This window comes from Haloarchaeobius litoreus (assembly GCF_024495425.1).
Classification (GTDB): Archaea; Halobacteriota; Halobacteria; order Halobacteriales; family Natrialbaceae; genus Haloarchaeobius; species Haloarchaeobius litoreus.
On the sequence record NZ_JANHJR010000001.1, the window covers coordinates 89,782 to 101,356 of the forward strand.

Here is an 11,575-nt window from a genome sequence, read left to right on the forward strand (position 1 = left end):
GAGTTGGTACGCTTAGGCGTTGCGGTCTCGTTTCACCGGAAACGGCGAGAAAGTTTCCACGAGTTCCGGGGAGGGCGGTGGGTTCGAGTCCTAGAGCCAGTCGTCGAGTCCCGACTGTCCGTCATCTGTTTCGTCAGTCTCGCTGTCAGTATCGGCCGGCGACGGCTCGCCGGGGTCGTCCGCCGCCCCACCGAGTGTCGTCTGGCCGTCGTCGCCGTCGTCGTCCGCGGCTGCCTCGCCCTCCGTCGCCGGCTCGTCGTCCGCCGTGCTCCCCTCCTCGTCGGACTCGAACTGCGCGAACGCGCCGCCCGCGTTCTCGACGACGGCGTCGTCGCGGCGCTCCTGAGCCTCCTCGACGATGCCCTGCACCTTGTTCGTGTCCTCACCGCTGCCCGTGACGAACGACACCTCCGCGGCGTCGAGGTCGTACACCATCGTCATCCTGACGGTGAGCTCCCGGGGCTTGCAGTGGTGGGTCATCTCCGCGAGGAACGGCATCACCTCTCGACGGGCAGTCCCCATGCTGAAGCCGCCCTTCTCGGCGATCTTCCGGGCGATGGCGTCCCGTCTGTTCCGCGTCGCCTTCGAACGCCCGAGCTTCGACCAGTACGACGGCGGCCCGTACCGGGTCCAGCCGCCGTGGTCGTGCCGGCGCGAGGCCGCGACACCCGCGGCGACGTTGTCCGTCGCGTAGCGCCAGAACGAGTAGTCCTGCGTGGCCCGCACGCGCCCGAGCCAGCGGTCGGCGTTCGCGAGGAAGCCGTACGCGTCGGCCAGCTCGTCGCCGCGGTAGTCCTTCGGGACGTTGTCCTCGACCCAGTTGAGGAGGTCGTCCGGCGTCTCGTCCACGTCGTACGATGCGTACAGCGCCTCCTCGGCGGACTTGTTCTTGATGACGTCGTCGAGGAAGTCGAAGATGCCCTCCGTGCGGTCGCGCTCGCCCATCACCACGTCGTCGACGGTGAGCCGCTCGTTCCGCTCGGCCAGCGCCTGCAGGTCGTTCACGGCCGAGCGGAGGTCGCCGCTGGTCTCCCGGGCGATCTTGTCGAGCGCGTCGTCCTCGTACTCGATGCCCTCCTGTCGACAGATGTCGCGCAGGACGGGCACGATGGAGCGCCGGGAGACGTCGCGGAACTCGATCTCGCGACAGGCGTTCCGGAGGCTGTTGCTCATGTCGTAGAACTCGTTCGCGATGAGCACCATCGGCTGGTTCGCCTCCTTGACGATACGAGTCACCTCCCGTGAGCCACCGTAGTCGCTGTTCCCGTGGAAGTTGTCCGCCTCGTCGACGACGAGCAGCTGCCGACCGCCGGTCCCGCCGAGCGTCTGGTTCTGCGAGGCGCGCCCGGCGAAGCGCTTGATGTCGTCCGCGGTCCGGGAGTCGCTCGCGTTCAGCTCCATCACCGGCCAGCCCATGTCGCTGGCCAGCGCGTGGGCCGCCGAGGTCTTCCCGACACCGGGCGAGCCGTGGACGATGGCCGCCTCGCGGTGGTCGTCCCACGTCTCCGCCCACTTCCGGAGCGCGTCGCGGGCCTTGTCGTTCCCGCGCACCTCCGAGAGCGTCGTCGGGCGGTACTTCTCCGTCCAGTCTGCCATTACCGGAGGGAAGGGCGGCCCGCGTTTAGTGGTTGCGCTCGACGGCGTTCTAGAACGGTTCACACACCAACCGTGCTCGACGAGAGGGTCGGTAGATACAGACAAAGCACTTGCCGTCTTACCAATGACAATTCAGTATGCGCTTCAGGAACGCCTTGGTCCTCACGGTAATAGTTGGTAGCTTGCTCCTCACGGGGTGTCTGAATCTTGCTGAAAATCAATCAACGACTGCCCAACCAACCACAACCGCTCCAGTCCCCAGCACACCACAACCCGTCTCCAATCTCTCGGAACTATCCGATAGCGAAGCGGGCGAAATCGCACTTCAGGCCGAGGCGGTCTACCTCTCGATGCGGCTACGGAATGCAAGTTGCCTCGAAAGATGGGGGACCCATCCGACCACGTCATCTAAAGAGTCGACAGTGATGAACCGGAGCCCTGAGAGAATCATAGTGACCGTTCAACACCCGTATTCGTTCTCTACAGTTAACTCGGAAGCGGATGCGTCTTCCAGTGCCCGATACCGAGTGACAGAGAACGGAACGACTCGTCTCTCTGGAGATGAGATAGACCCCTGTTAACTTCGCACCCCTACCTAACGGGTGTCTCCATCCGTTCACTCTCGTCGTTTTCGTCGGATCGATTCCCCGATACAGGCGAAACCAGCCAAAGCACTCGCTATCGATGCAATTCCGAACGGCGTCGTTGCCCCGAAGTATATCCGCCGGTTGAACAGGTGCCACTCGTTCTGATACCTGAGTGCGAGGTCGCCTCGTCCCGGGCCGGGCCAAAGCCCGTCACTCTGGAAGACAATTCGTTCTCCTTCCATTGCCCGTTGTACGACTTCCTTGTCCTCGACCGTGAGGTCTTCGTAGTCGAACTGCCAGCGTGCGTCGGTTGGGTCTTCGACTGTCCCGGCATACCTGAACTCGTACCGTATCGCACCGATGCCAAGCGCGGTCGTGACGACCAAGAGTAGCACTACCCCCAGAAAAAAGAACATGAAGACAGGGGATGGAGGAGACCTCGAAACGCCTCGCATCATGCATTGAGTGAGATGGCCGATAATATAAATTTCCCTATGAGTTCCCGTGAGGTGGTGGACGATTGGGGTAGTGGTCGCCGCATCGGTCCCGGGGCCCCTCGGAGAGCGTCAGACGACCACGGTCGTCGAGTATCGATTCGGACATCCTCGACGGTAGCGTGGGTGACCACGTCGTTTCGCCCCGGAAACGGAGGAGGAACCCATTCTGGTTCCGCACACTGTCGCTCGCCGGCGAGACAGAACGTTGTTCTCAGCCGGGGAGAATCGTCGCTACGGCTTCCCTCCGAGACCACGTACTAGCAGGCGGTGAAGACACAATGGCTCACTTCCTCGTCATCTACGGCACCGGTGAGGGACAGACCGCGAAGGTCGCGGACGCGATGCGGACGGACCTGCGCGAACGCGGCCACGAGGTGACGGCGTACGACGTCAGGGCCGCCCCAGAGGACCTCGACGTGTCGGCGTTCGACGCAGTCCTCGTCGGCGGGTCCATCCACGTCGGGAAACACCAGGACGGCGTGGTCGAGTTCGCCAGCGACCACCGCGACGAGCTCGCGGCGCGCCCCTCGGCGTTCTTCCAGGTGTGCCTCTCCAGCGCGAGCGACGACGCGGAGCGGAAGGCGGCGGCCACCGGTTACATCGACGCGTTCGTCGAGGCGACGGGCTGGCATCCGGACCGCGTCGCGAGCTTCGCCGGCGCGCTCCGCTTCTCGGAGTACGGCTTCCTGAAGCGGCTCATGATGAAGAAGATCGCCGCCGAGGCGACCGGTGACACCGACACCTCGCGGGACTACGAGTACACCGACTGGGAGGCCGTCGACCGGTTCGCGGTCGCGTTCGCCCGCATCGTCGAGGATGCCCACCCGAAAGTCGACGGGCTCGCCGAGGTCGAGGGGTGACCACGATGACGACGACGCGACGGACCATCTCGCGACCGCTCGTCGCCGCGTCGCTCGCCACGCTGGTGCTGACGACGGTCGCGGCCGGTGCCGGTCTGCTCGTCCCGTCGCTGTACCGGGATAGCGAGGTCCTCCTCCCGCAGCTGTACGGACAGGACCTCCTCACGCTGGTCGTCGGCGTCCCCGCGCTCGCGGGCTCGCTGTTCCTCGCGTCCCGGGGCTCGCACCGTGGCTACGTCGCCTGGCTGGGCGTGACCGGCTACCTGCTCTACACGTACGCCTCCTACGCGGTGATGACGGCGTTCAACCCGCTGTACCTCGTGTACGTCGGGCTGTTCGGGCTGACGCTGTTCACGTTCGTCGCCGGGATGGCTCGGCTGGACGCCCCCGCGCTGCGGCGTGCGGTCGGGGATACCGCAGTCCGGGCGACGGTCGCCTACCAGCTCGCCGTCGCGGTACTGGTCGGGGCGCTCTGGCTGGCGGACGTGGTGCCCGCGTCGCTCGACGGGACGACCCCCGCGGCGATGGCCGACACCGGGCTGGTGACGTCGGTCATCCAGTCGTTCGACCTCGCGGTGCTCCTGCCCGCGTTCGCCCTCTCGGCGTACTGGCTCCACCGTGGGCGGCCCTGGGGCTACGCGTTCAGCGCGGTGCTGCTCGTGAAGGCGACGACGCTGGGGCTCGCCATCCTCGCGATGGTCGGGGTCATGCTCGCCGACGGGCAGGCCGTCCCGCTCCCGCAGATCGTCATCTTCGGGGTGCTCACCGCGGTCGGACTGGTGGTGACGGGGCGGTTCCTGCTCGCCATCGACCCGGCCCGTGGGTCGGCCGCGCCCACGTCGTCTCCGGAGCCAGCCGTCGACTGACACCGGCGACCATCACGGACCGTGGGAGGAGGCGACACACGACCAAAACAATCAACTCCCGGCTCCCGAAACCGTCGCCAAGTGACATACGACGCGATACTCTTCGACAACGACGGGGTGCTGGTGGACCCGCCGGCGCACGCGGACCAGGTGGCGGCCATCCGCGACGCCTTCGACGAGCTGGGCATCGAGTCGGCCGACGAGGAGCACCTCTCGGCGCTCACGGCCGGTGTGACGCCCGACCTCCTCGCGGACCTCGAACGTACCTACGGCGTGGACCGGGAGGCGCTGTGGGACGCCCGGGAGCGCCACGACGAGCGCTCGCAGTTCGAGGCGTTCCGGGCGGGCCGACGGGACAGCTACGACGACGTGACTGCACTGGCCGACATCGACCAGCCCTGCGGACTGGTGAGCAACAACCACCACACGACGGTCGAGTTCGTGCTCGACCGGTTCGCCTTCGGCGAGCAGTTCGAGACGTACTACGGGCGGCCGATGACCATCGAGAGCCTGTCGCTGAAGAAGCCGAACACGCACTACCTCGACCGGGCGCTCTCGGACCTCGGCGGGGGGTCGGCGCTGTACGTCGGCGACAGCGAGAGCGACGTGGTGGCCGCCGAGCGCGCCGGGATGGACTCGGTGTTCGTCCGGCGCGAGCACAGCCGGGACGTCGCCCTGTCGATGGAGCCGACCTACGAGGTGGAGACGCTGCACGCGGTGCGGGACATCGCGAACGACGCAGCGTGACCGCACCGACCGGCACGGAAACTGTCTGAATCCATACCAAAACGGATTCCAGCAAGGCTGTTTACAAAAGAGAATTTCCGGGAAACCCTACAAGTTCCCCTCCCGTACGTCTAGCTGTAATGGCGACGGACAGATCTGTCGTGCGGCGGTACTACCTGTTCCGCGCGACGAACGCGGCCGGCTTCTACCTCCCCATCAGCGTCCTCTACCTGCTGGACCAGGGGTTCGGCCTCGGGTTCGTCGCGCTGGTGCAGGCGACGTTCTCCCTCGCGATGCTGGCCGCCGAGATCCCCTCGGGGTACCTCGGCGACCGAATCGGCCGGCGGGCCAGTCTGGCCGTCGGCAACCTGCTCCGGGCGGCGGGGATGGCGGGCTACGCGTTCGTCGAGACGCCCGTGGGCTTCGTGGCGATGCAGGTCGTCTGGGCGACGGGCTGGGCGTTCCGCTCGGGGACGGGCGACGCCTGGCTCTACGAGCTGCTCGCCCGCACCTGCGACGACGACGGGTTCGCCCGCATCAAGGGACGCGGGAGCACCGTGTTGCTCCTCACGTCGGCGGTGACGGCCATCGCCGGCGGGCTGCTCTACGGCGTCGCCCACGAGCTGCCGTTCCTGCTCAGCGCGACGCTCGCCGTCGCCGGCGTCCCCGTGCTGTACACGTTCCCGTCGGTCCGGGTCGAGGACGACGACGCCGACGTGTTCACCGTTCGGGAGGCGGTCCGGATGCTCCGCGTGCAGGCGAGTCGCGAAAGCGTCCGCTGGCTCGTCGCCTACGTCGGGCTGTTCTACGGCCTGTTCGGGCTCGCCCGGATGGTCGAGCAGCCGGCGCTGGACGCGCTCGGCGTCCCGGCCGCTGGTCTCGGTGTCGTCTTCGCGGCGTTCAAGCTCGTCTCCGCGGGGGCGGCCTCGACGGCGGGCTGGTTCGAGGAGCGACTCGGCGCGCGCGGTGTCTTCGGCCTGCTCGTCCCGGTGTTCGCCGTGGCGTTCGTCATCGGGGCGTTCTTTCCCGTGTTCCTCGTCCCGACGTTCTTCCTGTACCGGAGCGTCCGGTCGGTCGTCCAGCCCGTCCAGAACCAGTACCTGAACGACCGGCTGGCGGACGTGGGTCGGGCGACGGTGCTCTCGGGCGTCTCGATGGTGCTGTCGCTGTCGAGCGGGCTGATGAAGCTCGCGACGGGCGGCATCGCGGAGCAGCTCGGGCCGCTCGCGTTCCTCCCCAGAGCAGGTGCGGTCGTCGTCGTCGTCGCCTGCCTGCTCTGGTTCCTCACGCGGCCCGTACGGAGCGGCGCAGGCACGGCCGCGGTTCCGGGCGGAGGGGCAGCAGCCTCTGACTGAGAGAAGAGCGCGGCGGCCGTTCAGCCCGACCGGTACCGCAGGCCGAACTCCCGGGCGAGCACGTCGTGCCACGCGTCCGGATCGACCGCCTGCTCGTACTCTTCGCCACCCTCCTCGCGGACGAAGGTGTCGCGTTTCAGCTTCGCGTGGCCCGTCGCGGTGGCGATGGTCACGATGGGATCGCCGGTGAACGGCGACTCCGGCGCGCTCTGGAGGTAATCACAGGTCGCCTCGAAGTAGGAGAGGTCGCGGGGCTCGTCGGTGAACAGGTAGCGGTCCTGCCAGTCGTCGTCGCCCGGCGTGCGGTACTGGGTGAGGTGGGTCTCGTCGGGCCGGTCGCTCTCGACGACGCGCCAGTCCACGCCCACGGGGCCGGTCACGACCTCGCCGTCGACGGGGAGCGGTCGGCGCATCGTCGGGGTGCCAATCCCCACGTCGACGAGGTAGCGCCGGTCGAACTCGACGACGTTCGTGTGGTGGTTAGCGGGCGGTCTGCCGGTGCCGTCGTCGCCGACGACACGCGCTGCGACCCGGTCGGTGGCGACGCCGAGTTCGTCGAGCAGCCAGCCGAACAGTCCGTTCAGCTCGAAGCAGTAGCCGCCCCGCTCGCGCTCGACCACCTTCTCGAACAGGTGCGGGAGCTCGAGTACGACGTCCGCACCGTCGTCCGCGTCGTCGAAGGGGTCGCCGACGATGGCGAGGTTCTCGAACGGCACTGCCCCGACGTGGGCGTGCTGGAGCCGTGCGACGGTGTCCAGGTCGACGGCACCGACGGTGACGCTCGCGGGGTCGACGCCGACCCGTTCGAGGTAGCGGTCGGGGTCCATCAGTCGCCCGTCACCGGGTCGAACGTCTCGGTGACGGCGGTCGGGTACGACTCGACGCCCGCGTAGGCGACCAGCTCCGCGCCGAGCCTGTCGACGCGCTCGGCCAGGTCCGCGTCGACGATGTCGCCGTCCGCGACCGCCGCCCCGACGTCCCCGATGCCGACCTGCAGGGGGAGCGTCCACGCGCCCACCGCGCGAGCGACCGACCGCATGTGTTCGAGCGCCGGCGTCGGGTAGCTCCCGCCCGCGACCGCCAGCAGACCGACGGTGGTTCCCTCGAACTCGTCGGACCCGCAGTAGTCGAGCGCGGTCTTCAGCGGCGAGGCGTACGAGCCGTGGTACACCGGCGAGCCCAGCAGGACGGCGTCGGCGGCCGCGACCCGTTCGCGGAGGGCGGCTGCGTCACCGGCGTCGGCGTCGTCGCCGTCCCGTGGCGGAAGCTCGTACTCGCGGAGGTCGAGCAGTTCCGTCGTGGCCCCAGCTGCATCCGCCGCCGTGAGGGCGCGTCGTATCGCCGTTCGGGTGCCGCTGTCGTCGCGCAGACTCCCGCAGAGTCCGAGCACGTGTACGTTCCGTCTCATGAACGCGACTACCGGATGTGGCAACTAAAGCGCTCGCTGAAACCTGTTTTTGTACGTGATTGGACAGGTCCGGTCGAGGTTTTTTGTCCGTTCGCGACCGACAGCCGGGTATGAGTCGTTCGTTCGGGGGGACCGTCCTCAAGCTCGTCGTCTGGGCGTTCGTGGTGCTGGTCGCGCTCTCCGTCGTCGGGACCGTCGTCGGACTGCTCCTCGGCATCCTCAGTGCGGTGTTCACACTGGTCGTCGTGCTCGGGTTGCTCGTGCTGTTCGGCGCGGTCGCCGCCGGAGTGCTCTCGCTGCTCGGCGGGAGCGGTGACGACGACGGACGCACGTCGGACTGGTTCGAGGCAGAAACCACCGTCGAGACGGAGCCGGCGGACGCTGCCACCGAGGCTTCCCGGCTCCGCGAGCGCTACGTCGCCGGCGAGATCGACGAGGTGGAGTTCGAGCGCCGACTCGACCTGCTGCTCGACGACCCCGAGAGCGAGGCGTTGCTTGACGACGACCGCGAGACGGAGTGGGAGTTCGACCGGTAGCGGGTCCGCTCAGAGCGACCGGAGGGTCACGTCGCCGGTCGTCGTCTCGGCGGTGACCCGGTCGCCGCCGCCGTTCAGGTCGCCGACGATACGGTTCGAGCGGTCGGTCGAGCGGTCGAGCGACAGCCCCCGGACCGTCACCTCGCCGACGCTCGTCGAGAGGTCGAACGTCGCCTCGAGATCCGCGGCAGCACGGAGGGTCAGGTCGCCGTTCGTCGTCTCGACGGGCACGTCGGTGCGGGTGGCCCGGAGCTCGACGTCGACGTCGCCGTTGGTCGTGACCGCCCGGTCCAGCCCGGCGACACCCATCGCGTCGACGTCCCCGTTGGTCGTCCGCAGGCTCACGTTGCCGTCGACGTTCTCGGCCTGCACCGGGCCGTTGGCGCTCGCGAGGCTGGCGTCGCCGGCGATGCCGGTCGCGGACACCTCGCCGTTGGCCGTCTCGACGGTGTCGACGAGGACGCCGTCGGGGATGCCGATCTGGAAGTCCACGACCACCGGTGCCGCCAGCAGGTCGCGGTTCTCCGGGTAGACCGCGCGAATCGCGAGGGTGCCCGCCGACTCGTCGAGACGGACCTCGACCTCGTCCAGCGCGTCCTGCCCGCCACGGGTCCGTTTGGTCGCCTCGACGGTCACGGCGTCCCCGTCGGCCGTCCCCACGTGGACGTCCCCGTTCTGGCCGACGACGCTGACCGGCGTCCCGTCGTCGACCACGACCTCCCGGTCGACGGTCTCCGTCACCTCCGTCCCGTCGTCGAGGAGGCTACAGCCCGCGAGAGCGGTGGGGAGGGCGATACTCGCAGCCGAGAGGACCGTTCTGCGCTGCATACACCGAGGTTCAACGCACCGACATAAAAGCGCGACGGGGCAGTGTCACACCTACACGAACAGCAGCGGGACCATCACGCCGAAGCCGCCGAGCAGCCCGGCGGTGAGTTCGGGATAGCCCTTCGAGTCCAGTCCCTCGCCCGTCTCAAGGGCCTCGGGAATGAACTCGCTCAGCACGAGGAACACCATCGCGCCGGCGGCGAAGCCGAAGCCGAACGGGAGGAACTCGCGGGCGCTCCGGACGAACGCGAACGCGATCACCGCGCCGATGGGCTGGGGCAGGCTGGAGAAGATGGCCGCGCCGACCATCCGCCAGCGCCCGACGCCCATCGCTCGCAGCGGGATGGAGATGGCCAGCCCCTCCGGGACGTTGTGGATAGAGATGGCGACGGTCATCATGATCGCCAGCACGGGCACGGTGAGCCCGAGCATCCCGATACCGCCTGCCAGGCCCATATCCGCGAACGAGACTCCGACGGCGACTCCCTCCGGGAACGAGTGGACGGTCAGCACGCCGAGCACGAGCACCAGCTTCTTCACGTCGCCCTCGGCGACGATATCCGGGTGGACCAGCTCCGCGTGGTCGTGGCTGTGCCCGTGCTCGTCGTCGGCGTGGTTGTGCCCGTGTTCGCCGTCGGCGTGGTTGTGCCCGTGCTCGTCGTCGGCGTGGTCCTGCTCCCGGACGCCCTCGACGGCCCCGCCGTCGGTGGCGCGCTCCGGCTCGTCGTCGGCGTACTTGCCCACGTCGACCCGGTCGAGGACGTCGTCGGCGACCACGACCAGCAGCACGCCGACCACGACGCCCGCCAGCAGGACGGTCGGGAAGCCCTCGCTGGCGGCCAGCCCCTCGTTCATCAGCCCGAAGATGGACGCCGAGATCATGATGCCCGAGGCGACCCCCCACAGCGCGACGTTCCACCGGTCGCTCACGTCGTCGACGAGGAAGAAGGGCAGCGCGCCGAGTCCGGTCGCCAGTGCGGTCGCCAGCCCGGCGAGGAAGACGACGACGAGGGAGCCCCAGAAGCTCATATGTGGGGCTAGTCGTTCGGTGGAGATAAATCCTATCACGAACGTTACAATTTTTCGGTCGGCCTAAACACCGGCCGGTGGTATCCGTAGCCCCGGCGACGCGTCGTCGCATCCGTTCGGGAACTGCGGTCCGGATGGCCGATGGACCCGGTGAGTTCGTCTGAGAACCCGGGACTCGCTAGTTCCGCCTCGCGTCCGGCACGGGGTTCCGCTTCCCCCCCGACTGCCGAGGCGTCCTGTCCTGTCGCGTCCGAACCCCCCTCTGACGGACCGCGGACGTTCATCGGTGACGTGTCGCTTCCCGTCGTCCGTCCTCACTCGAGACGCCCCGAGGACACGTCGAGACGGTCGTCGATGACGAACGTCGCCGTCCCGTCCGGCCCGTCGACCTCGACGTGTATCCGCAGTGGCTCCTGCGAGGTGACCCGTGTCGTTGGTTCCGGTAGTTCCCACTCGTATCGTTCCACATCGATCCCCGCGTCGGAGAGCACGGCCGTCACGTCGGGGTCGAGCAGGAAGGGGAACAGGACGTGTGAGCCGACGTGAAACGAACAGGAGTCACACCTGATCTCGATTGGTGGCTCGTTCCCCGCAACGATGGCATCCCGCTCGACCTCGATGGTCGTCGTCGCCGCACAGAACGGACACTGGCCGGAACGAGCCACTCCGAGATGCTGTTTGCAGCGCCCATGTGCAGCACGCACGGCCTCGTCGTCAGTCCGACCGCGGAATCCGTTCCCTGGAAACGGGTAGGAGAACCCGAGCCAGTCGTCGCAGGACTCACAGTCGACCGACAGGAAACCCCGTTCGTGGGTCCCGACCAGCCGAGCGCCACAACGGGGACACTCCGAGTCGACCTCGAACTGTGTCCTGTCCCGCGCCCGGTCGGGCCGGTGCGCGACGACTGCCCGATAGAGTGCGGTCGCTGCAGCGGTCGGTACGTAGCCGCCGTCTACCTTCTCGACGTACGTACCGTGGAGCCGCCCGAGATGATAGTTGAACTTCCCACTGTCCGACACCCCGACAGCATCCATCAACTCCGCGTACGTCGTCGGTTCCGTGTACGCAGCCACCCACTCGTCCAGAAGCACCACGAGGATGTCCAGCCGGATGTCGTGACCGAGCAACGCGAACGCCTCCCGCATCGATGGTTGCTCCCCCGGGTCGTCTCCCATACAGCACCCTCACGGCGACTCCACAATGGTCGTTCCGACTCGCCGGCCCGTTCCCCTCCCACACCGTCGCCTGTGAAACTGAGTTCGCAAAACGATTACAGTCACAGTTGGA

The 11,575-nt window shown here is 67.8% G+C and carries 12 protein-coding genes; 5 read left to right on the forward strand and 7 right to left on the reverse strand.

Features of this window, described 5'->3' with window-relative positions; genetic code table 11:
• Positions 1-90: 90 nt before the first annotated feature.
• Both NOW55_RS00490 and NOW55_RS00495 read right to left on the reverse strand, forming a co-directional pair.
• Positions 91-1,596 carry a replication factor C large subunit gene (locus tag NOW55_RS00490; RefSeq protein ID WP_256398088.1) on the reverse strand — a complete coding sequence of 502 codons (1,506 nt, stop codon included), beginning with the start codon at positions 1,594-1,596 and terminating at the stop codon, positions 91-93.
• A 616-nt stretch (positions 1,597-2,212) separates the two neighbouring features.
• Complete coding sequence (locus NOW55_RS00495; protein WP_256398089.1) at positions 2,213-2,641, reverse strand: hypothetical protein; 429 nt, start codon at positions 2,639-2,641, stop codon at positions 2,213-2,215.
• A gap of 317 nt (positions 2,642-2,958) precedes the next feature.
• Between NOW55_RS00495 and NOW55_RS00500 the strand changes: the two genes are divergently transcribed.
• The 4 genes from NOW55_RS00500 (at position 2,959) to NOW55_RS00515 (ending at position 6,487) form a co-directional block, all read left to right on the forward strand.
• The gene (locus NOW55_RS00500; protein WP_256398090.1) at positions 2,959-3,540 is read left to right on the forward strand and encodes a flavodoxin domain-containing protein; all 582 of its coding nucleotides are present in this window, start codon (positions 2,959-2,961) and stop codon (positions 3,538-3,540) included.
• A gap of 5 nt (positions 3,541-3,545) precedes the next feature.
• The gene (locus NOW55_RS00505; protein WP_256398091.1) at positions 3,546-4,406 is read left to right on the forward strand and encodes a hypothetical protein; all 861 of its coding nucleotides are present in this window, start codon (positions 3,546-3,548) and stop codon (positions 4,404-4,406) included.
• Positions 4,407-4,487: 81 nt separating this feature from the next.
• On the forward strand, positions 4,488-5,153 hold the full coding sequence (locus tag NOW55_RS00510) for an HAD family hydrolase (RefSeq protein ID WP_256398092.1): 666 nt from the start codon (positions 4,488-4,490) through the stop codon (positions 5,151-5,153).
• A 119-nt stretch (positions 5,154-5,272) separates the two neighbouring features.
• The gene (locus NOW55_RS00515) at positions 5,273-6,487 is read left to right on the forward strand and encodes an MFS transporter (RefSeq protein WP_256398093.1); all 1,215 of its coding nucleotides are present in this window, start codon (positions 5,273-5,275) and stop codon (positions 6,485-6,487) included.
• 20 nt (positions 6,488-6,507) lie between these two features.
• Here NOW55_RS00515 and NOW55_RS00520 read toward each other — a convergent pair whose 3' ends face one another.
• Together NOW55_RS00520 and NOW55_RS00525 are read right to left on the reverse strand one after the other, a co-directional pair.
• Positions 6,508-7,314, reverse strand: coding sequence for an arylamine N-acetyltransferase family protein (locus tag NOW55_RS00520; RefSeq protein WP_256398094.1), 807 nt, complete (start codon positions 7,312-7,314; stop codon positions 6,508-6,510).
• Positions 7,314-7,895 (reverse strand): NADPH-dependent FMN reductase, encoded by a 582-nt coding sequence (locus NOW55_RS00525; protein ID WP_256398095.1) that lies wholly within the window; start codon positions 7,893-7,895, stop codon positions 7,314-7,316. Before NOW55_RS00525 ends, NOW55_RS00520 begins: the two co-directional genes overlap by 1 nt.
• 110 nt (positions 7,896-8,005) lie before the next feature.
• Here NOW55_RS00525 and NOW55_RS00530 point away from each other — a divergent pair, with 110 nt between their 5' ends.
• The gene (locus NOW55_RS00530; RefSeq protein ID WP_256398096.1) at positions 8,006-8,431 is read left to right on the forward strand and encodes an SHOCT domain-containing protein; all 426 of its coding nucleotides are present in this window, start codon (positions 8,006-8,008) and stop codon (positions 8,429-8,431) included.
• Positions 8,432-8,440: 9 nt separating this feature from the next.
• On the opposite strand, the gene NOW55_RS00535 is transcribed toward NOW55_RS00530, so the two are convergent.
• From NOW55_RS00535 to NOW55_RS00545, 3 genes are all read right to left on the reverse strand, one after another.
• The gene (locus tag NOW55_RS00535) at positions 8,441-9,259 is read right to left on the reverse strand and encodes a DUF4097 family beta strand repeat-containing protein (RefSeq protein WP_256398097.1); all 819 of its coding nucleotides are present in this window, start codon (positions 9,257-9,259) and stop codon (positions 8,441-8,443) included.
• Positions 9,260-9,310: 51 nt separating this feature from the next.
• Positions 9,311-10,288, reverse strand: coding sequence for a ZIP family metal transporter (locus NOW55_RS00540; RefSeq protein WP_256398098.1), 978 nt, complete (start codon positions 10,286-10,288; stop codon positions 9,311-9,313).
• Positions 10,289-10,602: 314 nt separating this feature from the next.
• Positions 10,603-11,463 carry a DUF7351 domain-containing protein gene (locus NOW55_RS00545; RefSeq protein ID WP_256398099.1) on the reverse strand — a complete coding sequence of 287 codons (861 nt, stop codon included), beginning with the start codon at positions 11,461-11,463 and terminating at the stop codon, positions 10,603-10,605.
• Between the last annotated feature and the right edge of the window lie 112 nt (positions 11,464-11,575).